25 protein-coding genes and 1 pseudogene are annotated in these 22,390 nt (G+C 65.3%); 17 read left to right on the forward strand and 9 right to left on the reverse strand.

The features are described 5' to 3' along the window. Positions 1-64: 64 nt before the first annotated feature. The 4 genes from ACQP2U_RS02725 (at position 65) to ACQP2U_RS02740 (ending at position 4,154) form a co-directional block, all read left to right on the forward strand. The gene (locus ACQP2U_RS02725; RefSeq protein WP_433713229.1) at positions 65-1,231 is read left to right on the forward strand and encodes a pyridoxal phosphate-dependent aminotransferase; all 1,167 of its coding nucleotides are present in this window, start codon (positions 65-67) and stop codon (positions 1,229-1,231) included. 143 nt (positions 1,232-1,374) lie between these two features. Further along, a complete protein-coding gene (locus ACQP2U_RS02730; protein ID WP_397030480.1) occupies positions 1,375-2,085 on the forward strand; it encodes a TetR/AcrR family transcriptional regulator in 711 nt (236 codons plus the stop codon). Positions 2,086-2,168: 83 nt separating this feature from the next. After that, the gene (gene purB, locus ACQP2U_RS02735; protein ID WP_433713231.1) at positions 2,169-3,590 is read left to right on the forward strand and encodes an adenylosuccinate lyase; all 1,422 of its coding nucleotides are present in this window, start codon (positions 2,169-2,171) and stop codon (positions 3,588-3,590) included. 237 nt (positions 3,591-3,827) lie between these two features. Next, positions 3,828-4,154 (forward strand): hypothetical protein, encoded by a 327-nt coding sequence (locus ACQP2U_RS02740; RefSeq protein WP_433713232.1) that lies wholly within the window; start codon positions 3,828-3,830, stop codon positions 4,152-4,154. 260 nt (positions 4,155-4,414) lie between these two features. Here ACQP2U_RS02740 and ACQP2U_RS02745 read toward each other — a convergent pair whose 3' ends face one another. Genes ACQP2U_RS02745 through ACQP2U_RS02755 form a run of 3 tightly spaced genes read right to left on the reverse strand, consistent with a single transcriptional unit; the run spans position 4,415 to position 5,038 of the window. Then, positions 4,415-4,606: a hypothetical protein gene (locus tag ACQP2U_RS02745; protein WP_433713233.1), complete on the reverse strand. Its 192-nt coding sequence runs from the start codon at positions 4,604-4,606 to the stop codon at positions 4,415-4,417. 28 nt (positions 4,607-4,634) lie between these two features. Then, entirely contained in the window at positions 4,635-4,805 is a 171-nt protein-coding gene (locus ACQP2U_RS02750; RefSeq protein ID WP_433713235.1) for a hypothetical protein, read from the reverse strand. Continuing rightward, the gene (locus tag ACQP2U_RS02755) at positions 4,802-5,038 is read right to left on the reverse strand and encodes a hypothetical protein (protein ID WP_433713236.1); all 237 of its coding nucleotides are present in this window, start codon (positions 5,036-5,038) and stop codon (positions 4,802-4,804) included. The genes ACQP2U_RS02750 and ACQP2U_RS02755 overlap by 4 nt, the downstream gene beginning before the upstream one ends. 171 nt (positions 5,039-5,209) lie before the next feature. Here ACQP2U_RS02755 and ACQP2U_RS02760 point away from each other — a divergent pair, with 171 nt between their 5' ends. The 4 genes and pseudogenes from ACQP2U_RS02760 to ACQP2U_RS02775 all read left to right on the forward strand — a co-directional run bounded on the left by ACQP2U_RS02760 (position 5,210) and on the right by ACQP2U_RS02775 (position 7,356). Beyond that, positions 5,210-5,974 (forward strand): hypothetical protein, encoded by a 765-nt coding sequence (locus tag ACQP2U_RS02760; RefSeq protein ID WP_433713237.1) that lies wholly within the window; start codon positions 5,210-5,212, stop codon positions 5,972-5,974. After that, positions 5,958-6,431, forward strand: coding sequence for an NUDIX domain-containing protein (locus tag ACQP2U_RS02765; protein WP_433713238.1), 474 nt, complete (start codon positions 5,958-5,960; stop codon positions 6,429-6,431). The genes ACQP2U_RS02760 and ACQP2U_RS02765 overlap by 17 nt, the downstream gene beginning before the upstream one ends. A 190-nt stretch (positions 6,432-6,621) precedes the next feature. Further along, positions 6,622-6,912: pseudogene (locus tag ACQP2U_RS02770) on the forward strand (adenylosuccinate lyase); the annotation flags it as partial. A 21-nt stretch (positions 6,913-6,933) separates the two neighbouring features. Next, a complete protein-coding gene (locus ACQP2U_RS02775) occupies positions 6,934-7,356 on the forward strand; it encodes an HIT family protein (RefSeq protein ID WP_397030462.1) in 423 nt (140 codons plus the stop codon). A 268-nt stretch (positions 7,357-7,624) separates the two neighbouring features. Here ACQP2U_RS02775 and ACQP2U_RS02780 read toward each other — a convergent pair whose 3' ends face one another. Beyond that, positions 7,625-8,665 carry a DUF2330 domain-containing protein gene (locus ACQP2U_RS02780; protein WP_433713239.1) on the reverse strand — a complete coding sequence of 347 codons (1,041 nt, stop codon included), beginning with the start codon at positions 8,663-8,665 and terminating at the stop codon, positions 7,625-7,627. Positions 8,666-8,706: 41 nt separating this feature from the next. Continuing rightward, complete coding sequence (locus ACQP2U_RS02785; RefSeq protein WP_433713240.1) at positions 8,707-9,795, reverse strand: alkene reductase; 1,089 nt, start codon at positions 9,793-9,795, stop codon at positions 8,707-8,709. A 178-nt stretch (positions 9,796-9,973) separates the two neighbouring features. Between ACQP2U_RS02785 and ACQP2U_RS02790 the strand changes: the two genes are divergently transcribed. Genes ACQP2U_RS02790 through ACQP2U_RS02800 form a run of 3 tightly spaced genes read left to right on the forward strand, consistent with a single transcriptional unit; the run spans position 9,974 to position 12,874 of the window. Then, a complete protein-coding gene (locus ACQP2U_RS02790; protein ID WP_433713241.1) occupies positions 9,974-10,345 on the forward strand; it encodes a MerR family transcriptional regulator in 372 nt (123 codons plus the stop codon). Between the two features lie 10 nt (positions 10,346-10,355). Continuing rightward, entirely contained in the window at positions 10,356-12,539 is a 2,184-nt protein-coding gene (locus ACQP2U_RS02795) for a S9 family peptidase (RefSeq protein WP_433713242.1), read from the forward strand. 5 nt (positions 12,540-12,544) lie between these two features. After that, the gene (locus ACQP2U_RS02800; protein ID WP_433713243.1) at positions 12,545-12,874 is read left to right on the forward strand and encodes a nitroreductase family protein; all 330 of its coding nucleotides are present in this window, start codon (positions 12,545-12,547) and stop codon (positions 12,872-12,874) included. A gap of 1 nt (position 12,875) precedes the next feature. Here ACQP2U_RS02800 and ACQP2U_RS02805 read toward each other — a convergent pair whose 3' ends face one another. After that, positions 12,876-13,166 carry a hypothetical protein gene (locus tag ACQP2U_RS02805; RefSeq protein WP_433713244.1) on the reverse strand — a complete coding sequence of 97 codons (291 nt, stop codon included), beginning with the start codon at positions 13,164-13,166 and terminating at the stop codon, positions 12,876-12,878. Positions 13,167-13,269: 103 nt separating this feature from the next. Here ACQP2U_RS02805 and ACQP2U_RS02810 point away from each other — a divergent pair, with 103 nt between their 5' ends. Then, positions 13,270-13,971 carry a DUF2334 domain-containing protein gene (locus ACQP2U_RS02810; protein WP_433713245.1) on the forward strand — a complete coding sequence of 234 codons (702 nt, stop codon included), beginning with the start codon at positions 13,270-13,272 and terminating at the stop codon, positions 13,969-13,971. A 165-nt stretch (positions 13,972-14,136) separates the two neighbouring features. Here ACQP2U_RS02810 and ACQP2U_RS02815 read toward each other — a convergent pair whose 3' ends face one another. After that, positions 14,137-15,567 carry a glutamate decarboxylase gene (locus ACQP2U_RS02815; RefSeq protein WP_433713246.1) on the reverse strand — a complete coding sequence of 477 codons (1,431 nt, stop codon included), beginning with the start codon at positions 15,565-15,567 and terminating at the stop codon, positions 14,137-14,139. Positions 15,568-15,801: 234 nt separating this feature from the next. Between ACQP2U_RS02815 and ACQP2U_RS02820 the strand changes: the two genes are divergently transcribed. Further along, a complete protein-coding gene (locus ACQP2U_RS02820; RefSeq protein ID WP_433713247.1) occupies positions 15,802-17,166 on the forward strand; it encodes a dipeptidase in 1,365 nt (454 codons plus the stop codon). Between the two features lie 88 nt (positions 17,167-17,254). Here the strand turns inward: ACQP2U_RS02820 and ACQP2U_RS02825 are convergent, their stop codons facing one another. After that, on the reverse strand, positions 17,255-17,899 hold the full coding sequence (locus ACQP2U_RS02825; protein ID WP_433713248.1) for an MBL fold metallo-hydrolase: 645 nt from the start codon (positions 17,897-17,899) through the stop codon (positions 17,255-17,257). Positions 17,900-17,994: 95 nt separating this feature from the next. Here ACQP2U_RS02825 and purS point away from each other — a divergent pair, with 95 nt between their 5' ends. Continuing rightward, positions 17,995-18,234 carry a phosphoribosylformylglycinamidine synthase subunit PurS gene (purS, locus tag ACQP2U_RS02830; protein ID WP_040686358.1) on the forward strand — a complete coding sequence of 80 codons (240 nt, stop codon included), beginning with the start codon at positions 17,995-17,997 and terminating at the stop codon, positions 18,232-18,234. A gap of 76 nt (positions 18,235-18,310) precedes the next feature. After that, entirely contained in the window at positions 18,311-18,988 is a 678-nt protein-coding gene (purQ, locus tag ACQP2U_RS02835) for a phosphoribosylformylglycinamidine synthase subunit PurQ (protein WP_397030438.1), read from the forward strand. A gap of 109 nt (positions 18,989-19,097) precedes the next feature. Here purQ and ACQP2U_RS02840 read toward each other — a convergent pair whose 3' ends face one another. After that, a complete protein-coding gene (locus ACQP2U_RS02840) occupies positions 19,098-20,174 on the reverse strand; it encodes a substrate-binding domain-containing protein (protein ID WP_433713249.1) in 1,077 nt (358 codons plus the stop codon). Positions 20,175-20,223: 49 nt separating this feature from the next. On the opposite strand from ACQP2U_RS02840, the gene ACQP2U_RS02845 reads away from it, so the two are divergent. Further along, positions 20,224-20,649, forward strand: coding sequence for a MarR family winged helix-turn-helix transcriptional regulator (locus ACQP2U_RS02845; protein WP_433713251.1), 426 nt, complete (start codon positions 20,224-20,226; stop codon positions 20,647-20,649). 423 nt (positions 20,650-21,072) lie between these two features. After that, positions 21,073-22,371, forward strand: coding sequence for a M18 family aminopeptidase (locus ACQP2U_RS02850; RefSeq protein ID WP_433713253.1), 1,299 nt, complete (start codon positions 21,073-21,075; stop codon positions 22,369-22,371). Positions 22,372-22,390: the final 19 nt, after the last annotated feature.

A 22,390-nucleotide genomic window follows, 5' to 3' on the forward strand; every position in this document is an offset into this window, starting at 1 on the left:
ACCTGTCGACGAAAGCCGAGCATCGGCGCCCACCCGATGTTCGGGAAGGTCTACCGTACGTCGGGTGCCCAGAGAATCTCGCCGGTCGACCATTCCACCTTTCTACGTGATGGATGTCTGGAAAGCCGCCGCGGAAAGGGCCAGGACGCACGGCGATGTGCTGGTGCTGGCGGCCGGGCAGCCCTCGACGCCAGCACCCACACCGGTGCTGCGCGCGACGAAGACGGCGATCGATTCCGAATTGCTCGGTTACACAGAGACATTCGGCGTTCTGCCGCTGCGCGAAGCGATCGCCGAACACCACCGCGATACCTACGGATATGCCGTCGAGCCCGATGACGTCGTGGTGACAACCGGATCGTCCGGCGCGTTCACCCTCATCTTCCTGGCCGCATTCGATGCCGGGGATACCGTCGTGGTGGCCAGGCCCGGATATCCGGCGTACCGCAACACCCTGACCGCGCTGGGTTGTCGTGTGGTCGAACTCGATTGCGGTGCCCAGACCCGATTCCAGCCGACGGTCGCCATGCTGGAAGCGCTCCCGCAACCGCCTGCGGGCCTTATCGTGGCCAGTCCGGCCAACCCGACCGGCACCATGATCGATCCGGCTGAACTCGCCGCACTGGCCCGCTGGTGCGATGCGCACGGCACCCTACTGATCTCCGACGAGATCTACCACGGCATCACCTACCAGGGCGTCAGCGTCGGCCGGACGTCATCGTCCTGGGAGACCTCGCGCGAATCCGTGGTCATCGGTTCGGTCTCGAAGTACTTTTCGATGACCGGTTGGCGGCTCGGCTGGATGCTGGCGCCGACCGGTTTGCGGCCCGCGCTGCAGCGGCTGGCGTCGAATATGACCGTGTGTCCGCCCGCGGTCTCGCAGTTCGCGGCGCTGCACGCCTTCGGCGCCGAGGCCAAGGCGGAGCTCGACGGCCACGTCCGCCGCTACGCGGTGAATCGGCAACTGCTGCTGGAGGGTCTGCCGAAACTCGGCATCACCGAGCTGGCTCCGGCCGACGGCGCCTTCTACGCCTACGCCGATATCGGCCATCTCACCGATGATTCCCGCAAGTGGTGTGCCGAGGTGCTCGATCACACCGGAGTCGCCCTCGCGCCCGGAATCGACTTCGATACCGCGGCGGGGCACCGGACGGTACGGTTCTCCTTCGCCGGAGCTACCGCCGACATCGAGGCGGCACTCGTTCGGCTGGGTCACTACCTGCGTTGTTGATCATCCTGCCCGACAACGAGTTTGCACAGTTCGACACCCTGAACGAGCAGATGCGGTAAAACAACGATGGCTGGGTTTGCACTCTCTGGGTTTCCTCTCTGATTTCGCACGGATGAACTGATGATGACTGGCACGATGGCACGGTGATAACCGCGACGACCCCGAAAGGCGAACGGCGTCGCCAGGCTTTGGTAGCGGCCGCCGCCGAGTTGTTACTCGAAGGCGGATTCGATGCGGTGCGGCATCGCTCGGTCGCGACGCGCGCCGACCTTCCGCTGGCGTCGACGACGTATTACTTCGAGTCGCTCGATGATTTGATCGCGCGTGCGGTCGAATTCAGCGGCAATGTGGAACTGGACGCGATGCGGCGTCGGGTCGGCGAGGTGAGCCACCGCAGACGCGGCGCGGAGGCGACCGTCGATCTGGTGTTGGACCTGTTGGTGGGGTCGGACGGAAACGACGAGGGCGCACGCGGACAGCTCATCGCACGCTATGAACGTTCGGTGGCCTCGGCGCGGCATCCGGAACTGCGTGAAGTACAGCTGCGGCTGCGTGCGCAGCTGGACGAGCTGCTCGCCGATGTGTTGCGCCGCTCCGATCGGGCGGTCCGGCCCGAGCAGTTGCGCAGGATGGTCGCGGTGGTCGACGGTGCCGTGGTCGCGGCGCTGAGCGAAATGGACCCGGAGCCAAGGCGAATGGCGCGCGGGGCATTGCTCGAGGTCATCGATATCGTCGCGCCCCCGGTGCGAGCGTCAGGCCCGGAGGCGGTAGCTCGCGTAACCACGGAGGGCCCGCTCGCACCACATCAGATACAGACGCCGCAGCAGGTCGACAGGTTTCGGACACTAGACTGACAAGACGTGAGAGAGCGCAGCGAGCGAACCAAAGGTACAGCGCCTAGGCGTACGACGGAGCCGAGCGCCAGCGAGGCGCAGTCGTGAGCCTCGTCCCGAACGTCCTTGCCACTCGATACGCCAGCCCCGAGTTGGTGCATCTCTGGTCGCCCGAGAACAAGATCGTGCTCGAGCGGCGGCTGTGGCTGGAGGTGTTGCGGGCGCAGTCCGAACTCGGCATCGACCTGCCTGCGGGCGTCATCGACGATTACGAGCGGGTCATCGATCAGGTGGATCCGGCCTCGATTGCCGAGCGTGAGCGGGTCACCCGCCATGACGTGAAGGCGCGCATCGAGGAATTCAATGCGCGGGCCGGGCACGAGCATGTGCACAAGGGCATGACCAGCCGCGATCTCACCGAGAATGTCGAGCAGCTGCAGATCCGGCTCTCGCTCGAGCATGTGCATGCGCACGGTGTCGCGGTGGTGGCGCGGCTGGCCGAGCGGGCCGCCGAGTATCACACGCTGGTTATGGCGGGCCGTTCGCACAATGTCGCAGCCCAGGCCACCACGCTCGGCAAGCGGTTCGCCTCCGCCGCCGACGAGCTGCTCATCGCGCTGACCCGCCTGCGTGAGCTCATCGACCGCTACCCGCTGCGCGGTATCAAGGGCCCGATGGGCACCGCGCAGGACATGCTCGACCTGCTCGGCGGCGATTCGGCCAAGCTGGCGACGCTGGAGCAACAGGTCGCGCGGCATCTCGGCTTCGCGAATGTGCTGACCAGTGTCGGACAGGTGTACCCGCGCTCGCTCGATCACGATGTGCTGTCGGCGCTCGTTCAGGTCGGTGCGGGTCCGTCGTCGTTCGCGCACACCATTCGCCTGATGGCGGGGCATGAGCTGGTCACCGAGGGCTTCCAGCCCGGGCAGGTCGGCAGCTCCGCCATGCCGCACAAGATGAACACCCGCTCCTGCGAGCGCGTCAACGGCCTGCAGGTGGTGCTGCGCGGTTACGCCTCGATGGCCGCCGAACTCGCTGGCGCGCAATGGAATGAGGGCGATGTGTTCTGCTCGGTAGTGCGTCGGGTCGCGCTGCCGGACGCCTTCTTCGCCATCGACGGCATGATCGAAACCTTCCTCACCGTGCTCACCGAATTCGGCGCGTACCCCGCCGTCATCGCCCGCGAACTCGACCGCTACCTGCCCTTCCTCGCCACCACCCGCATGCTCATCGCCGCCGTGCGCGCTGGTGTCGGCCGCGAGACCGCCCACGAGGTCATCAAGGAACACGCGGTAGCCGTCGCCCTCGCCATGCGCGAGCAGGGCCGCGAACCCGATCTGCTGGACCGCCTGGCCGCCGACTCCCGCTTCCCGTTGAATCGCGCCGAATTGGATGCCGCCCTGGCCGACAAGTCCGCCTTCATCGGCGCGGCGGAAGCTCAGATTTCGGATGTGGTGGCCGCCGTCCAGAAGCTCGTTGACCGGTACCCGGACGCCGCTCGCTACACCCCGTCCCCGATCCTCTAGCCGACCGGCCATAGTGGTCCAGTGAATCCGTAAAGCTGCTGCTGAAGTACGGGATCGTAGCCAAGGTCAAGCAGACCCGGCCGGACTCGCCAGGGCGCGGGAGCCTGGATGTTCGATCTGAAGGTGCCAGCGACGGATTGTGTTATCAGCGCCATAGTTTGAGCCGTAACAGGTTAGGGTGACGCTCCGATTCCCTTGTGCTCAGGTGAGACCTGGAGCACAGCAGCTGGAGGAATCTTGGCCAAATTCATCGCGCGGGCGATCCTCTCAATCCTCGCTTCCGCCCTGTTCGTAGGGCTTGGTACGACGCAGGCCGTCGCCACCCCGGTTGACCGAACTCCCACGGCCGTTTCGGAGGTGGTCGAGGAGATCACGATGCCGCCAGGTGACACGGTTGAACTCCGCACGGGCGCTGGCGCCGTGGTTGGGGCCGTGCTCGGCGGTCTCGCCGGACTTCCGTTCTTCGTCGTGGGTGCGGTCCCCGGCGCCCTCATCGGCGCAGCGCTTGGCGCCCTCATCGGAAACGTTTCGTGGCAGATCGCGAACGCCTACCTGGGGGGCTGACCTACCCCGCTCCTCGGAGGCCCCTGGCCGTCACTCGGTTCCCGGTCGCGCAGGTGGGCGGGTCACGGAAAAGGCGGCAAAGATCCTCCAACGGACCGCGCCGAACACACCGGGGCAGTAACTTTGCCGGAGCCCTCGAAGTTTCCAGGCAACGAGGGCTCCAGCCCGTTCACGGACGACGCTCGGCCACCACCCGAAACTCCTCGGCGTACGGCCCTGTGACTTCGAACGTGACCGTTGCCGGTTCCGCCGCGTCACCATCAGACTCCGAGCCAAGCCACCTGGGATCTGGTCACCGGCTGCTCGGCGCAGCGGACCACTATCCCGCCCGACTGCTCGCACATTTCGATCGTGATTGCCGACGCTGGCGAGGTCACCAGCACCAGCACGGCAGTAGCGGCTGCAACGACAAAGGCGAGTCGCGAAATGTTGTACCGCAAGGGATTCCTCATTTCTTGTGCCTGACCAGCCGGGAGCCGATCAGTACTCCCGTGACGGGTCGGGCTTCATCTCGCCCGTGTCCTCGCGTTCGATCCGCTCGCGGATTTTCCGGACGGTGCGGTCCTTCGGAATCCGTTCCGGCCACACGATCACTGCGACCATCACCGCGAGCGGCAGGCCGAAGCACACGACCCACCCGAGCGCGATCACGGCAGGTCTCGGAGCAGTCGCAGCACCGTGGCGCACGTCTCGGCGTCAGCTGGCTCGACAGGGCTATTCGGCGGGGCTATCTTCGCAGCACCCGGAACCCGTTGCGGTAGCCCATGATCGGCTGGAGTCAGCAACTCCAGGTGCACACCGCCGGAGTCGTCGTCTCCGTAGTCGGTGACCTCCAACACTCCACCTGGGAACACGAACAATCGTGTTGGCTTGTCGGTATCCATCTCGACTCGACTCCTGTAGTCGGCTGTTGGTAGGCACCCCGTGACCGGTACGGCGTCACATGCCACGGGGGCCGATTTAGACGGTATGGGCGGACCCGGGACGCTAGAACTGCGCGAAGGACGTTTCTCCGGACACTTCAAAGCGCCGAAACGTCCCGGTATCGTTTCGGTATGAGTCACCGCCTCCAGTCGGCGATGTTGCGAGCACAGATCGACTCCGCCGCACTCGCGAAGACGGTCAAGGTAGATGTGAAGACCGTGAACCGATGGCTAGCGGGTCGAGTGCCGCACAAACGAACTCGCGCCGCTGTGGCGAGCGCGCTCGGCGAATCGGAGTCGAGCCTGTGGCCTGCGACTCGGCCGGACATCAGCGCGGGCGCTCCTGCCACAGCCGAAGTCATCGGGGCGTACGCACACCGGGCCGACGTGCCTAACGAAGTGTGGACATCGTTGCTGCTGAGTGCGACTCAGCGAATCGACATCATCGGTTATGCCTACCCGTTCGTCCTTGAACTGTTGCCTGATGCCGCTGATCTGATCGCGGAAAAGTGCCGCAACGGCGCGAGCGTTCGGCTGGCCTTCGCGGACCCGGAGTCCGCACACGTAGCCGAGCGTGACGCGCTCGAACAGATGCAAGGGACATTGCCGGGACGGATACGCAACGCGCTGAGCATGATCGGCAGCCTTGCCGAGACTCCCGGGTGCCGAATCGGGCTACACACAACGCACTTGTACAACTCGGTGTTCAGGTTCGATGACCTGATGTTGGTGACGCCGTACCTGGTTCGAGCGAGGGGCTATCAACACCCCGCGCTCTACCTCCGAAAGCTCTCCCCGTACGGGCTGTTCGCATCGTTCGAAGACCAATTCGAACAGATCTGGGGAACCGTAACCCCGTACCTGCAAGAGGTGAATCCCGATGGGCTCACGGCGTGACTACTACCGAGATCCCAACGCACCTCGGCCGAACAGCTTGGTTCCCGGAGGTTCGGCACTGGTAGTCGATGACCACGGCGCGATACTCATGCAGCGCCGCAGCGACTCCGGGAACTGGTCGTTCCCCGGAGGAATCATGGAGATCGGAGAAACGCTAGAACAGTGCGTGATCCGTGAGACCAAGGAGGAATCCGGACTGGATATCGAGATCACCGGGATCCTCGGTATCTATACCGACCCTCAGCACGTGATCGCTTACGCGGACGGCGAGGTCCGCCAAGAGTTCAACATCACGTTCTACGGCAGGGTGATCGGTGGCCGTATCGAAGTCAGTTCCGAGTCAACGGAAGTGAAATTCCTGCGGCTAGAAGAACTCGAGACACTGCCGGTACACCAGACGGTTCGGCTCCGGTTGCAGCACCACGCCGAACAACGCTCAACCCCGTATCTGGGATGAGACGCACAATGCGAACATTTATTCGAGAGGCGCTCGAAACTCTTGCCGCGCAGTCGGTAACCGGCAAAGCTGCCCGCGCGCGGGTCGGTGCCGCGCTGGACCGGTGGCGCACAACCCCTGCACGATGGCCAAAATGTTTGTCACCAACGATTTTCGAGCATCGGGGCGAGGGCGTGCCCGCCGACAAGGTGTAGATGCAGGTGGTGGACCTCTGACCGCCGTGGCGGTTACAGTTCGAGATCAGCCGGTAGCCGTCGCCCTCGCCATGCGCGAGCAGGGCCGCGAACCCGATCTGCTGGACCGCCTGGCCGCCGACTCCCGCTTCCCGTTGGATCACTCGGAATTGGATGCCGCCCTGGCCGACAAGTCCGCCTTCATCGGCGCGGCGGAAGCTCAGATTTCGGATGTGGTGGCCGCCGTCCAGAAGCTCGTTGACCGGTACCCGGACGCCGCTCGCTACACCCCGTCCCCGATCCTCTAGCCGACCGGCCATAGTGGTCCAGTGAATCCGTACACGATCTTCGGGGACATTGTGGCTGGGCGGGCCGAGGCCAGCCGGGTGTATGAGGACGATGATGTGGTGGCGTTCATGGACATTCGGCCCATGACGCCCGGACATCTATTGGTGGTGCCGAAGATTGCGGCGCGCAATTTGGCGGAGCTGGATCCGGTGGTCGGGGGGAAGTTGTTCCAGGTGGCGCAGAAGCTGGCGGGGGCGCTGCGGGCCAGTGAGGTGGCGTGTGATGGAGTCAACTTTTTCTTGGCCGATGGGGTGACCGCAGGGCAGGAAGTGTTCCATGTGCACCTGCATGTCATCCCCCGAACGCCGGGCGACGGGTTCGGATTACGTGGGCGCCCGACCAGTCCGCACCGCGCTGACCTGGATTATCTGGCGAGTTCGATCCGCGGCGCGCTCGATCGTTGAGCCGGGCGGATTGCCGGTCAGCGTCCGACACCGTTCTCGCCATGGGCGCGTCCAGCGCACGGGCATGGCGGGATCCTGCTCGAACACCTGAAGTTGGATGCCCTGCATCTGGACATCCGGCCTGGTGACCGCATGCTGTGGACCACAACCACCGCATGGACCGTCTGGAACTGTCTGGTCAGCGTCATGCTGGTGAAAGCCACCATCGTGCTGACGGACCAACCGCGGCGACAATCCGGTGAATATGTGGGGGCCTCGGAGCCTGAGGTCAGGCCCGCAGCACGCGGACGATGGCGAAGACCACGACGAGCGCGGCCAGGAATGCCGTGCCGAGGATGACGATGCCCGCGGGCACGCCGAACAGTTCCACAGCCTCGGTTCGGTGGATCGTCTGGTAGACCTCCGCATCGCTGTCATCGGTCTCGAAGGCGAAGTCGGAGTGGATATCCGCCGGGGTATCGATCGAAACCCGCAGTTCGGTCAGGTAGTTGCGGCCGCTCGTGGTCACCGACGCGAGTTCTGGATCCGACGTGGCAACTCGGCCTGCGAAGTCGACGTGCACACTTTGGGCGGCGGCATCGGGATCGGACCGGCGCACACGATGCGCGCTCAGCGCGTAAAGGTGCACATACTGGGCCTGCTCAGCGGCGCTCGACATGCGCATCGGATACACGAACCGATCCGAATCGAAGGTCAGACGCACCGGATCTATCGCGCCATCGAGCGGTTGGGCGCTGGTGAGGCGCATTGCCACGAAGGACCAGCCCTCGCGTAGATACGGCTCGAGCGTACCGACCACCTCGGGACGCATCTCGTAGCCATTGTCGCTCAGCCACTTTCGAATGCCGTCCAGATTGCCGCCGGACAGTGTGGTTGCTTCGATCGGACCGAGCCGCACGCGATCGAGGACTGTCGGCCCGCCCCCGGCGGCAGCCAGCGCCCCCTCGCCCGCGGTGTCGCCGGAACTCGAGAACCATCGGCGCTCAGTCACAATCTTGGGCGCGGTCAAGTTCGCCAGTTCGGTAAACGTCGCCGCGGAGCCGCCCGCGACGGTCGCCGGTTTCGGTGTCGGCACGATCAGCGCCGCCTGGTCGGTACCGGATTTCAGCGCGAGCCGCATGAGTATCGTCTCGCGCTGTCCGTCCCAGCTGACCAGCCCCGTCTCCTCGCGCACCGACGCCCGATGCCCGGCCGGATTGGCGACCGCACCGCACGCGCATGCGGAAGCCGGTGCGAACGCACCGATTCCGGCCGTGGCGAACAGCATCCCCGTGACGGCCAGCAGGCGATTTGCGATTGTGGCGCGCATGGCCGCGAGCCTACTGGCCCGCGCGGCCGAGCATCCGGACCTCAGGCGCACCGCGTTTCGCGCAACCCCCAGCATGGATAGTCGCTGTAACCCGCCGCATCGCGCCCGTACAGCAGATCCTCCCGGATCGAACCGAGCGGCAGATTGTAGGTAATCCGTGTCACCAGATCAGGATTGGCTATGAACGCGCGTCCGAACGACACCAGATCGGCGAGCCCCTGCTGGAGCGCGGTCTCGGCCTCGACCGCACCGGTGGGTTCGCGGTTCTCGCCGATATTCGCGATGAGCGTGCCGTGCCAGCGCGGCCGTAGATCGGCCAGCACGGGATAGTCATCGTTATCGGTCAGATGCAGATAGGCAAGGTCACGGCGATCCAACTCGGCCACCAACGTGCGGTACAGCGGTGCCGGATCCGCCTCGTACATATTGAACTGCGGGTTGCCCGGGGACAGTCGAATAGCGGTGCGGTGCGATCCGACGGCCTCGACGACGGCGTCCACGATGGCCAGCGGCGCGCGCATACGGTTCTCGATCGAACCACCGAATTCGTCGGTGCGCAGATTGGTGTTATCGGCCAGGAACTGGTGCGGCAGATAGCTATTGGCCCCATGGATCTCGACACCGTCGAAGCCCGCCGCGATCGCGTTGGCGGCGGCGATCGCGAAATGCTCTATTACGGCGGCGATTTCGGCACGGCTGAACGCACGCGGTGTGATCGGATCGGCCTTGGTGCCGTCGAGCAGGTGCGGTCGATCGTCGTCCACCACGGCCGACGGTCCGGTAGGCCACGATCCGTCGACCCGCGCCAACGGATGTCCCTTCCGACCACCGTGCATCAGTTGTGCGACGATCCGCCCGCCCGCCGCGTGCACCGCCTCGGTGACCCGTCGCCAGGCATCGACATGGCGACCCGTCTGCAGGCCAGGCACCCAGGCCTCGCTCTGGCCGGTCGAATGCGGCCAGATGCCCTCGGTCACGATCAGTCCGGCCGTGGCCCGCTGCGCGTAGTAATCGACCACGTCGGCGGTCGGCGAACCGTCCGGATGTGAACGCAATCGGGTCATCGGTGACATGACGATGCGATTGGGCAGGGCCAGAACATGGTTGCGGTATTCGCTCAATAGCTGCATGACGGCACCATAAAACCTGACATCGATGTGAGGTCAAGTAAGCTCGAGACCGCAACGGCTGATCGCGGGAGTGCATGGGTAACTCGTCGGGAACGTCAAGCAGCTCTTCGTGCGTGGCCGCCGGTTCGCAGCGCGCCTTCCGTTGCACGTCGGCAAAGGTCCGGAAAGCGGAACAGATATGCGCATCGGTGAGTTGGCCGAGCGGACCGGGGTGAGCGTCCGGTCGCTGCGGTATTACGAGGCCAAAGGCATGCTCGGATCCGAGCGCAGCTCCGGTGGTCAGCGCGAATATCCGGAGTCGGCGGTCGCGCGGGTGCTGCGCATTCGCGAAATGTTCGCCGCGGGCATCGGCAGCGATACCGTCAGCCAGTTGCTGCCGTGTATCCACGACGAAGACGGCACCCCGAACGAACTGGCGACACCGTTCCTGGTGGACAAGCTGGCCGAGGAGCGCCGCCGCATCGATCAGGCGATGACCGATCTGCACCGGGCGGGCGCGGTACTCGACGAGATCATCCGAGCGGCGGGCGGCGCGCAGCCCGAACAGTAGGGTGGAGCCCATGGCTCTCGACAGTGGAACCGGAACGCTCGCCGGTCCGGGTGATGAATCGGCCGTGGTGACGGCCCCGGTCGCCAAGCGGGTGCGCACCGAACGGGTGCACCATGGCGACGTCTTCATCGACGAGTACGAATGGCTCCGCGATAAGGAAGACCCCGAGGTCATCGCCCATCTGGAGGCCGAGAACGCCTACACCGAGGCGCGCACGGCGCATCTGGGCGGGCTGCGGGACAAGCTCTACGACGAGATCAAGGCGCGTACCCAGGAGACCGATCTGTCGGTGCCGACCCGGATCGGCGAGTACTGGTACTACTCGCGCAGCTTCGAGGGCAAGCAGTACGGCGTGCACTGCCGCTGTCGCATCGATGCCGCCGCGGCGGGGATCGACGCGTGGACCCCGCCGCAACTCGAGGCCGATACCGAGATTCCCGGCGAGCAGGTGCTGCTCGACAGCAACCAGGCCGCCGAGGGCCACGACTTCTTCACCATCGGCGCGTTCTCGGTCAGCCATGACGGCAACCTGCTCGCGTACTCGGTCGACACCAGTGGTGACGAGCGCTACCTGCTGCGCTTCAAGGATCTGCGCACCGGCGAAATGCTCGCCGACGAGATCGCGGGCACCGCACCCGGCGCGACCTGGTCGCTGGACGGCACACACGTGTTCTATCAGACCGTCGACGAATCCTGGCGACCCGACACCGTGTGGCGGCACCGGCTCGGCACGGCCAAGGATGACGATGTCGAGGTCTTCCACGAGCCCGATGAGCGCTACTGGGTGAGCATCGGCGCGACGCGCTCAGAGAAGTACCTGATGATCTGGCTCGGCTCCAAGATCACCAGCGAGGCTTGGGTACTCGAATCCGATAATCCGGAAGGGGATTTCCGGGTCGTCATTCCGCGACGTGAAGGTGTCGAGTATTCGGTGGATCATGCCGTGGTCGGTGGCGAGGACCGTTTCCTGATCCTGCACAACGATGTCGTGGACGGGGTGAAGGCGCAGAACTTCGTGCTCGCAGAGGCGCCGGTATCGGATCCGTCGAATATGACATTGCTGATCGGCCACCGCGACGATGTGCGACTCGAGGACATCGATCCGTTCGCCGACCATCTGGTGCTGAGCTATCGGCGTGAAGCCCTTCCCCGCGTTGCCATTTGGCCACTGACCGAATCCGGCTACGGCGAGCGGCACGAACTCGAATTCGATCTGGAACTCTTCGCGGTCGGCTCCGGCCGCAATCCGGAATGGGAGCAGCCGACGCTGCGCATCGGGCTGACCTCGTTCATCACACCGACGCAGGTCTTCGACTATGTCCCGGCCACCGGTGAGTTGCTGCTGCGCAAGGAGCAGCCCGTACTCGGCGGTTATGACGCCGACGACTATGAGCAGGAACGAGATTGGGCGGTCGCCGCGGACGGCACCCGGATTCCGATCTCGCTGGTGCGCAAGAAGGGGTTGCCCGCGGGCCCGAAACCGCTGCTGCTGTATGGATATGGCTCCTACGAGACCCCCATTGATCCGTCCTTCTCGGTCTCGCGGCTTTCGCTGCTCGACCGCGGCATGGTGTTCGCGGTGGCGCATGTGCGCGGCGGTGGTGAAATGGGGCGGCTCTGGTACGAGAACGGCAAGACCCGCACCAAGAAGAACACCTTCACCGACTTCATCTCGTGCGCAAGGCATCTCATCGATACCAGTGTCACCTCGGCGGACCGGATGGTCGCCGATGGCGGCAGTGCGGGTGGTCTGCTGATGGGCGCGGTGGCGAATATGGCGCCCGAGTTGTTCAAGGGAATTCTGACCAACGTACCGTTCGTCGACCCGCTCACCTCGATCCTGGACCCATCGCTGCCGCTCACCGTCATCGAATGGGACGAGTGGGGGAATCCGTTGGCGGACAAGGACGTCTACGACTACATGAAGTCCTATGCCCCCTACGAGAACATCGAAGCCAAGGACTACCCGGCCATCCTGGCCGTCACCGGTATCAACGACACCCGCGTGCTCTATGTCGAACCCGCCAAGTGGGTCGCCAAACTGCGTGCGACCAAGACCGGTGACGCACCACTGCTGCTCAAGACCGAAATGAGTGCGGGCCACGGCGGCGTCAGCGGCCGCTACGAACAGTGGAAGGAAGTCGCCTTCGAATACGCCTGGCTCCTGGACACCCTCGGCCTGGCCGACGTTTAGGTCGGGTGAGCGGTCGGTCCTCCCCGGCCGCTCACCCGATCCCGGCCGTCGAGGGCCGAACCGATCGCGCCTCGGTCGAGCTCCAGTCGGGCGCTTGGGGTTCCATTCTGCCCGCGGTGTGGAGCTTCATGCTCGCCGCGCGCGCTCGCGGGCTCGGCACCACCTGGACCAGCGCGCAGGGGCCGCTGGAACGCGAACTAGCTGCGGCACTGGGGATTCCGTACCACTCGGTGATGCTCGCGGCATTCATCCCATTGGCCTACACCCTCGGCACCGACTTCAAACCCGCCGTCCGGGTGCCGAGGGAGCAGGTACTGCACTGGGAGCGGTGGTAAATCAGAGGCCGCAGGTGCGCATGTTGTCCAGGAATGTCGCACGATCGCTGTCGCGAAATTGCTCGATCCCCTGATATGCGCCGTTCGCATCCATGATCGCGATGTAGGCGTCGGCGATCTGATCCGGTGTCGCGTCCGGCGTGCGGCTGCGCACTTGGTTGACGAAACCTTCTGTAGCAGTGCATGTTTCGTCTTGGCTGAAGATCTGGGGGGTGTCCGGATCGGCTAGCGCCGTGGCCGGTGCGATGAGCAGGAGTGGAACTGACAGAGCACTGAACAGGGCTGTCTTCACGCCGCAGATCTTAGGTCAGATGTCCCGCGGGTGTGACGCAGTGTTCGTCGGCGGGTCATCCGCCCTGCACGCCGAGTACATGTGCGGCTGGCACCGTAAGGTCATGAACGCTGAGCTGATCGTGTCGATTTCCGGGATCCGGGACGCCACGCGGGACGCGGCTATCGAATTCGCGGCCGAAATGGATCGCCGCGATGTGCGGCTTTCGCTGCTGGTCGCGCCCAGGTTGAAGGGCGGCTACCGGCTGGTGGAAGATCCGGCGACGCAGGCCTGGCTGCGTGGTCGGCGGGCCCGCGGTGATGCGATCGTGCTGCACGGCTACGACCAGGCGGCGACCAAACGGCGCAGAGCCGAATTCGCCACCCTGCCCCGGCATGAGGCGCGCCTGCGGCTGACCGCGGCGGATCGTGTGCTCGAGCAGGTGGAATTGCGCACCCGGCTGTTCGCGGCACCGCGCTGGGATGCCTCCGCGGGCGCGATCGAGGCGCTGCCCGAGGCCGGTTTCCGGCTCGCGCTCGGGCTGACCTCGATTCTCGATCTCGAGCGCAATATCGCCCAGAGGGCGCGCGTTTACGGCATGGGCGAGGGTTTCCGCGCCGAGCCGTGGTGGTGTCGCGCGTTGGTGCTCGGTGCGGCCAGGACCGCACGTCGCGGTGGTGTGCTGCGGCTGGCCGTTTCCGCCGCTCAGCTCGGCCGCTCCGGTCCGCGGCAGGCGATGCTCGATGCGGTCGATCTCGCGCTGTTCCACGGTGCGGCCAGCGAGGTATACCGCTGGGAGGCGTTCACGGCGGTCAAGGCGGCCTGATCAGGTCTGCCCGAATCCGTGTAGGGGGTGTGGTCGGCACCGCCCGCACGAGGCGCCGCCGCCCGTAATGGCGTGACCGGGCGGCGGCGCGCGGCGAAATCGACTCTGCGCCAACGTATTCGATCGAGGTACCGTGTGGCGTCGAGATATCGATGGCGTCGTCTGTCAGCCGGGGCCTCCAGTGGCTCGAGATCGGGACCGGACCGGTTTCGCCTTATCGCTCGGTACGGCAGCTGTCGCGTTATGCGTGAATCCGCCCGCTTCGGCTCGGGTGAGTGGTTCGGAGTGTGGATGCTTGTCCAATTGCTCCATACCGCGCTCGATATCGGCGAGCAGTAGGTCGGCCATATCGATGCTGAACCCGTGCCGGACCAGCGCGCGCATGATCGTCTCGTTCTCGCGGTCGGCGGGCAACGGATACGCGGCGATCAGCCAACCCCTGGTCCGCAGCCGATCCGACAGTTCATAGAGATTGAAGCCGACATCCTCGGTCAGTCGCCACGACACCGCCGCGATCCCCCGATGCGGATCGCCGCCGTGGATCATCTCGAACGGACCGAGTTTCAGCAGGCCTTCGGCCAGATGCTGGGCGACGTGGTAGAGCTGGGACTGCAAACGGGTGTATCCGGTGTGCCCGAGCCGGATGAATTCGTAGTACGAGGTGATCACCTGCCCGCCCGGGCGAGAGAAGTTGAGATTGAAGGTGGCCATGCTGCCGCCGAGGTAATCCACATTGAAGATCAGTTCCTCGGGCAGGTCGGCGGCCTCGCGCCAGATCGCCCAGCCCGAGCCGAGCGGTGCGAGCCCGGTCTTGTGGCCGGAGGCATTGATCGACTTGACCCGCGGCAACCGGAAATCCCAGATCAGATCCGGTGCGGTGAACGGCGCGAGGAATCCGCCGCTGGCCGCGTCCACATGGATCGGGATATCCAGGCCGCTGTCTTCTTGTAGTCGGTCCAGCGCCTGGCTTATCCCGGCGACATCCTCGAACAACCCGGTGTAGGTCTGCCCGAAGGTCGGCACCACCATGATGGTGTTCGCGTCGCAGTAGTCGGCCACATCGTCGGGATGCATGGTCAGCCGGTCCCCGCGCAGCGGAATCTGACGGATCTCCACATCGAAATAGCGCGCGAACTTTTCCCAGCACACCTGCACCGGGCCGCAGACGAAATTCGGGGTTCCGGTGCCGCCGCGTTTGCGCCAGCGGAATTTGGCGCCCAGACCACCGAGCATCGCGGCCTCACTCGAGCCGGTGGTCGAGGTGCCGTGCGTGCCCGCCGGATCCGGCGCATGCCACAGATCGGCGACCATCCGCACGCAGCGGCGCTCCAATTCCGCGGTCTGCGGGTATTCGTCCTTGTCGACGATGTTCTTGTCCAGGGATTCGTTCATCAGTCGGCGCGCTTGGTCGTCGACCCAGGTGGTGCAGAAGGTCGCCAGATTCATCCGGGAGACGCCGTCGAGCATCAGTTCGTCGTGCACGATCTCGTAGGCGACCTGGGGGATCAACTCGCTTATCGGAAATCCGGCCTTCGGTGCCGACCGGCGCAGGCCCGGCAGGGCGAATAGGTCGTCGGGCTCCAGTTCTTCTGTCATCGAACCGCCTCCGAACATGGCTCGGGTGATGTCCTTGCGAAAACAGTGGCAACCAGCGTCGACGTTTCAGCATGTCACAGCGGCGACCGGATTTTCGGTGTTCCGATCCGGACGACACAGACCGATCGGTCGGCTGATTTCTCCGTATGCGCCGAGCGGTTCATGCCAGAGTGGGCGGGCGGCGCGCGGTCGGCCGCTTCTGTGCTGGATCGGATCGGAAATGAGGTTTCGCAGATGATCGACGACTCCCGCATCGCGGCGCTGCGCCAGCGGGTGGCCGCGCTGATGCCGCAGGCGAAAACCGATCTCACTCAACTGGTTTCGTTCAAGTCGGTGGCCGATCCCCGGCAGTTCCCGCCGGAGGAGTGCGACCGGACCGCGCAGTGGGTGGCCGACGCGTTCGCCGGGGCGGGTCTGACCAAGGTTGGTCTGCACGAAACTCCCGATGGCAGTAAGGCCGTCATCGCCTCGCGTCCCGCGCTGGACGGTGCGCCCACGGTATTGCTCTACTGCCACTACGACGTGCAGCCGCCGCTCGACGACGATGCCTGGCGCACCCCGGTCTGGGAGCTGACCGAGAAGGACGGCCGCTGGTACGGGCGCGGCAGTGCGGACTGCAAAGGCAATATCGTGATGCACCTGACCGCGCTGCGGGCACTCGGCGCGGATCTCCCGCTCGGGGTGACGCTGGTCGCGGAGGGCTCCGAGGAGCAGGGCACCGGTGGACTCGAACAATTCGTCGAGGCCAATCCGGATCTATTGCGCGCGGATGCGATTCTGATCGGCGACTGCGGCAATTTCGCGATCGGGATGCCGACCTTGACCGAGTCGCTGCGGGGCAATGTGAACGTGGTCGTCACCATCGAAACTCTCGCCGGCCCAATGCATTCCGGCATGTTCGGCGGTCCCGCCCCTGATGCGCTTGCCGCGCTCGTCCACCTGCTCGCCTCATTGCGCGACGAACACGGCAACACCACCGTGGCCGGTCTGCCCAACGATCAGCGCTGGACCGGTGTGCAGTATTTGGCGGACCAATTCCGCGCTGACGCAGGCGTACTCGGCGGTGTCGAACTCACCGGTGACGGCAGCGTCGCCGATATGCTCTGGGCGCGACCGGCTTTGACGGTGCTCGGCATCGACGCGCCGAAGGTCGTCGGTTCAGCGGCGGCCATCCAGCCCACCGCCCGAGCCCGGCTCAACCTGCGCATTCCGCCGGGCGTCGATCCCGACCGGGCGCTGGAACTGCTGACCGCACATCTGCGGGCGCATACGCCGTGGGGCGCGAAAATCACCGTGGAAACCGAGGGGACCGGCGCGCCATTCCGGTCGGCCAGCGGCGGTCCTGCCCGCACCGCCATGGAAGCCGCGCTCACCGCCTCGTACGGCCGCGCGACGACCACCCAGGGCCAGGGCGGTTCGATCCCGCTGTGCAATGTCTTCGCCGACACCTACCCACACGCCGAGATCATGCTGCTGGGCGTCGAGGAACCGAAATGCCTCATTCACGCCCCCAACGAGAGCGTCGACCCCTCCGAAATCGAACACATGGCCCTCGCCGAGGCCCTCTTCCTCGCCACCTACGCCGAACAGGCCCGCTGAGGGTATTGGACGCCTGATCACCATGCGTCCGTGGCGGATCCTCTCGACGATTGCCGCCAGGGATACATGGTGATCAATAGTCCAGGTGTTAGAGGTCGCGCTGGGACTCGGGGGTGATGACGGTGAATTCTGTTCCGGTGGGGCCCATTTCGGCCAGGCGGCCGAAGTAGATGCCTTGGGCTTCGGGTTGGATGATGCCGAAATGGATGGGGAAGGCGGTACGGGGGGAGACCGCGCGCAGGTAGTCGACGGCCTCGCTGATGCGCATCCACGGGGCGGACGCGGGGATGGCGAGGACGCCGACCGGCACCGGCGGCACCCAGAGCGAGTCGCCTGGGTGCACGAGTTGGGCCGGGTCGTCCGAGGTGCCGAGTTGGAAGACGGTGTTATCGATCACCGGGATCTCCGGGTGGATTACCGCATGCCTGCCGCCGCCTCCGGTGATCTGGAGATCGCCGAGAGTGATCACATTGCCCGCGTGCACCGCCTCCCATGGCTCGCCGCGCTGCTGTGCGGTCTGTGGATCGCTGAACAGGCGCGCGTCCGGGTTGTTGTCGAGCAGTGTCTCGATCCGGCTCGGATCGATATGGTCGGGATGCTGGTGGGTGACGGCGATGGCGTCCAAGCCGGTGATGCCCTCGAAGCCGTGTGAGAATGTGCCCGGATCGAACAGCACCTTCTTGCCGTGCAATTCGACGAGGATGCAGGAATGGCCGAAGTGGGCTATGCGCATGGGGCCATGCTATTTGACTCGACCCCGACCGTAGCTCGGACAGCCCGGACAACTACGCTGCTCAGGTAACCCCAACACCACCTGAGGAGCAACGCGTGGCACGAGTCGTGGTCGAGGTGATGCCGAAGGCCGAGATCCTGGATCCGCAGGGTCAGGCCATCGCCGGCGCGCTCCCGCGCCTGGGATTCGCCGGAGTGTCGGATGTGCGGCAGGGCAAGCGATTCGAACTCGATGTCGACGACAGTGTCAGCGACGCGGAGCTCGAACAGATCGCCGAGGCGCTGCTCGCCAATACCGTGATCGAGGACTGGAAGGTCGTGCGGGTTTCGGCATGAGCGACCGTAACGAGCGAATCGAAAACACAGCCGCCATCGCGGGCAAGGCGGAGCCGAGCGCCAGCGAGGCGCAGTCATGACCGCGCGGGTCGGGGTCATTACTTTTCCGGGCACGCTCGATGATGTCGATGCCGCTCGGGCGGTCAAGCTGGCCGGTGCCGAGGCGGTCAGCCTGTGGCATGCCGATGCCGATCTGAAGCAGGTCGACGCGGTGATCGTGCCCGGCGGCTTCTCCTACGGTGACTACCTGCGCGCCGGTGCCATCGCCCGATTCGCCCCGGTGATGGGTGAGGTCGTCAAGGCCGCCGGTCGGGGCCTGCCGGTCCTGGGCATCTGCAACGGTTTCCAGGTGTTGTGCGAAGCGGGTCTGCTGCCCGGTGCGCTGACCCGCAACGAGGGTCTGCACTTCGTCTGCCGTGACGAATGGCTGCGCGTCGAAACCGCGAATACCGCATGGACCTCGCGTTTCGAGCCCGGTGCCCAGATCCTCATCCCGGTCAAGAACGCCGAGGGGCGCTACCAGGCCTCCGATCGCGTGCTCGATGAACTCGAGGGCGAGGGACGGGTGGTCTTCCGCTACGCGGGCGACAATCCGAACGGCTCTCAGCGCGATATCGCGGGCATCTCCTCGGCCGATGGCCGGATCGTCGGCCTGATGCCGCATCCCGAACACGCCACCGAGCCGCTGACCGGTCCGAGCGACGACGGCCTCGGCCTGTTCCTCTCGGTACTCGACAACCTGGTTGGTGTTTAATTTGCCGCGCCTGCGGCGCATGCGCTTCGACGGCTCGGACGCGAGACGGGCCGCGAAATGCTCGCTCGTAAGACTCGCTCCGTTGGGGTCACCGATCAGGTAGGTCAGCTCAGGTGATCCGGGCGATGATGTCGAAATCGACGCCGTCGGCCAGCGCGATATAGCCGTGCTGCTGGGCTTGGTTTCCGACGAAACTTCTGGAACCGCCGGGTGTTTCGAGTTGAACGCGCTGGTCGAGGGCCGCGTGTATGTCGGGGACGTGCAGTGATCCGACCGTCTCGCCGATCGCGCGCAGGGTGTGGATCGCCTCGTAGCTCATATTGCTGAAGCTGGTCAGTGCGGGTGCGAAGGCGCCGTGTAGTCGGCGGTAGCGGGCCATCCGGTCGCGGCCGTCGTCGGTGCGCGGGTCGACGAAGAAGCTCGATGCCACGTAGAAGTTGTGATTGGCCGCGGGACCGGCGGTCAGCAGTACGTTTTCGTCGGCGGCCGGGCTGACGCGCAGTAGCGTGTCCGCGCGTCCGGTGGCGGCGAACTGCCGGTTGAAGCGGGAGACATCCGCGCCGACCATCAGGATCATGACGGCGTCGGCCTGGTCCAATGCGGGATGGTCGAGGAATTCCGCGAAGTCCGGTGTGCCGAGCGGTACGAATCGCTCCAGCACGATGGCGCTCGGATCGGCCAGGCTGCGGCGCACCGCCTTGGCCGATTCGCGCGGCCAGATGTAGTCGTTGCCGATAACCGCCCAGCGGCGTACGCCGTGTTCGCGCTGCAGCCAGTGCACCGCGGGCAGGGTCTGGCCCGCCGGATGCTCCCCGAGCATGAGCACCCCGGGTAGTTCATTGGTGAGACCCTCGTGTCCGGTGGCGAAGAGGTAGGGCACCCGACTGGCATTGGCGCGCGCGACGGCCAATCGCACCGCCGAGGTATGCCAGCCGGTGATCGCGTGCACCATCCCGGTGGCCAGCAGCGCGGATACCTCATCGGCGACCTCGCGCGGATTCCGGCCGCCATCGATATTCGTAGTACGAATTTCGCGGCCCAGAAAACCGGTCCCAGCATTGATTTCGTCGACCGCGAGGGAAACCGCCGCATCACACGACGCCGCGACAATACCGCCCGGTCCCTGCATGGGGACTATGTTCAGTATCTCGATTGTGCCGTCTGGGCTCTCGCCGAACGCTGACATTCGGTACTCTTCTTCTCGTTCGAGCGAAATTCATGGCAGGCAGGAAATAATGACGACCATTGTAAGCGGATATTCCACGCTGCATGGTGTGCTGCGTGCCGCGCAACGGCGCTGGCTGGATCACCTCGACGCCGCCCTGTGCGCCAGGCAACTGACGGCCGACCAATGGTCGATGCTGTCGAATCTGTCCCCCGAGTTCGGGGTCACCATGAGTGAGCTCGCGGCCAGGTCACAGCTACCGCCGTCCTCGGCGACCAGGCACGCCGACGCACTCGCCGAACGCGGCCTGATCTTCCGGGTGGCCGCGGAGGACGACCGTCGCCGCATCCTGATCGGCCTGAGCCGGCTCGGTTCGGATCTGGTCGACGCGGTCCGCGTCGAAGAGGAGCGCGCGGAGCGGGAGTTGCGTTCGCGTATCGGTGCGCGGCGTTATGCCGAGCTGATGCGTTTGCTCGAACTCGTTTCCGCGGAGTAGTTCAAATTGGTACCGCCTCATTCATCGGATGAATTAATCTGACGAATGTTCGGTCGCGCTGATCTCGGCGCGCGATTTCCATTCCTCGGGTTATGGTCGCAATAGACCTGGTTATGTTTTCCGAATATTCGGCCATAGGCGTACGACGAGATCGTTGTACTCCACGGCGACGGTCATTCTCGGCACCGAAACCGCGGTCTTCGCTCCGACCTGCCGCGACGGGGGCGGTTTCTCATGCGGGGCGGGACCACTTCGGTCTGCGTAGGTTGTTGAAACGGAGGCCATGCGACCGGTGTCTACGAGAGCTGCCCGCTCCACTGCTGTCGACCCCGGGTCAACGATCCGGTCGAGGCACAGGAGCCGTGCGGGATCTGATCGAGACGGATCCTCAGGTCTGCGCGACGGCTGCATAGGATCGCAGACATGCCCGTTTCCACTACCGCTGCCACGGCCGCCGGGTTGTGCGCCTTCATCGACGATTCACCGTCGCCGTTCCACGTCTGCCGGACGGTCGCGCGGGAACTGGACGCCCACGGTTTCACGCCGCTCGCGGAGTCGGAGCCGTGGCCCACGGACGGGCCGAGTCGGCATTATGTCGTGCGCGGCGGTTCGCTGGTGGCGTGGGCGACGGCCGATTCCGCCGGTGTGACGCCATTCCGGGTGGTCGGTGCGCACACCGACAGTCCGAACCTGCGGGTGAAGCAGTATCCGGACCTGGCCGCGGTGGGCTGGCAGCTGGTCGGGTTGGAGCCTTACGGCGGAGCCTGGCTGAATTCCTGGCTGGACCGCGAACTCGGCATTTCCGGGCGGCTCAGCGTGCGCGACGGAAATGCGGTGCGCGACCAGCTGGTTCGCATCGATGAACCGATCTTGCGGGTGCCGCAGTTGGCCATCCATCTCTCGGAGGATCGCCGCGGTGTCACGCTGGATCCGCAGCGGCACGTCAATGCGATCTGGGGTCTGGGTGCGCAGCCGCGCTCATTCCTGGCGTTCGTGGCCGAATATGCCGAGGTCGATCCGCAGTCGGTGCTCGGATGGGAGCTGATGACCCATGATCTGGCGCCGAGCCGGTTGGTCGGCCGGGACCGCGATCTGGTGAGTGCGCCGCGCCTGGACAACCAGGGCACCTGCTATGCCGGATTGAATGCCTTCCTCGCGGCGATCGTGGAACCCGGTGCGGCCATTCCGGTGCTGGCGATGTTCGATCACGAGGAGGTAGGCAGCCAATCCGACCGCGGTGCGCAGTCCGATCTGCTGCCGACGGTGCTCGAGCGCGTCGTGCTCGCCCGCGGCGGCGGCCGCGCCGAATACCTTGCCGCACTGGCCGGATCCGTCTGTGCCTCCGGTGATATGGCACACGCGACGCACCCCAACTACCCGGACCGTCATGAGCCCGCACATCGCATCGAGGTGAATGGCGGCCCGGTACTCAAGGTCAACCAGAATCTCCGCTACGCCACCGATGCCGCGGGTGCGGGTGCCTTCGCCCTGGCCTGCGCCCAAGCCGAGGTCCCCCTGCAGCGCTATGTGCACCGCGCCGATCTCCCCTGCGGCTCCACCATCGGCCCGATGACCGCCGCCCGCACCGGCATGCCCACCGTCGATGTCGGCGCCGCGCAGCTGGCGATGCATTCGGCCCGCGAAATCATGGGCGCAGAAGATGTTTCGTCCTATGCCGCCGCCCTAGCCGCTTTCCTGACTCCCGCACCACTCGACCGGTAGGTGTGTCGCGGCGATCCGC

Origin of the sequence: Nocardia sp. CA-084685, assembly GCF_050955785.1 — a bacterium.
Classification (GTDB): domain Bacteria; phylum Actinomycetota; class Actinomycetes; order Mycobacteriales; family Mycobacteriaceae; genus Nocardia.

What these genes read in the sequence shown, in the direction of transcription:
- ACQP2U_RS02745 (WP_433713233.1), bottom strand. Translation starts at nt 4,606, where the DNA reads ATGAGGAATCCCTTGCGGTACAACATTTCGCGACTCGCCTTTGTCGTT.
- ACQP2U_RS02825 (WP_433713248.1), bottom strand. Translation starts at nt 17,899, where the DNA reads ATGCGCATAGCCCACTTCGGCCATTCCTGCATCCTCGTCGAATTGCAC.
- ACQP2U_RS02755 (WP_433713236.1), bottom strand. Translation starts at nt 5,038, where the DNA reads ATGGATACCGACAAGCCAACACGATTGTTCGTGTTCCCAGGTGGAGTG.
- ACQP2U_RS02820 (WP_433713247.1), top strand. Translation starts at nt 15,802, where the DNA reads ATGATCGACGACTCCCGCATCGCGGCGCTGCGCCAGCGGGTGGCCGCG.
- ACQP2U_RS02815 (WP_433713246.1), bottom strand. Translation starts at nt 15,567, where the DNA reads ATGACAGAAGAACTGGAGCCCGACGACCTATTCGCCCTGCCGGGCCTG.
- ACQP2U_RS02850 (WP_433713253.1), top strand. Translation starts at nt 21,073, where the DNA reads ATGCCCGTTTCCACTACCGCTGCCACGGCCGCCGGGTTGTGCGCCTTC.
- ACQP2U_RS02795 (WP_433713242.1), top strand. Translation starts at nt 10,356, where the DNA reads ATGGCTCTCGACAGTGGAACCGGAACGCTCGCCGGTCCGGGTGATGAA.
- ACQP2U_RS02790 (WP_433713241.1), top strand. Translation starts at nt 9,974, where the DNA reads ATGCGCATCGGTGAGTTGGCCGAGCGGACCGGGGTGAGCGTCCGGTCG.
- ACQP2U_RS02765 (WP_433713238.1), top strand. Translation starts at nt 5,958, where the DNA reads ATGGGCTCACGGCGTGACTACTACCGAGATCCCAACGCACCTCGGCCG.
- ACQP2U_RS02785 (WP_433713240.1), bottom strand. Translation starts at nt 9,795, where the DNA reads ATGCAGCTATTGAGCGAATACCGCAACCATGTTCTGGCCCTGCCCAAT.
- ACQP2U_RS02780 (WP_433713239.1), bottom strand. Translation starts at nt 8,665, where the DNA reads ATGCGCGCCACAATCGCAAATCGCCTGCTGGCCGTCACGGGGATGCTG.
- ACQP2U_RS02840 (WP_433713249.1), bottom strand. Translation starts at nt 20,174, where the DNA reads ATGTCAGCGTTCGGCGAGAGCCCAGACGGCACAATCGAGATACTGAAC.
- ACQP2U_RS02810 (WP_433713245.1), top strand. Translation starts at nt 13,270, where the DNA reads ATGAACGCTGAGCTGATCGTGTCGATTTCCGGGATCCGGGACGCCACG.
- ACQP2U_RS02760 (WP_433713237.1), top strand. Translation starts at nt 5,210, where the DNA reads ATGAGTCACCGCCTCCAGTCGGCGATGTTGCGAGCACAGATCGACTCC.
- purQ (WP_397030438.1), top strand. Translation starts at nt 18,311, where the DNA reads ATGACCGCGCGGGTCGGGGTCATTACTTTTCCGGGCACGCTCGATGAT.
- ACQP2U_RS02845 (WP_433713251.1), top strand. Translation starts at nt 20,224, where the DNA reads ATGACGACCATTGTAAGCGGATATTCCACGCTGCATGGTGTGCTGCGT.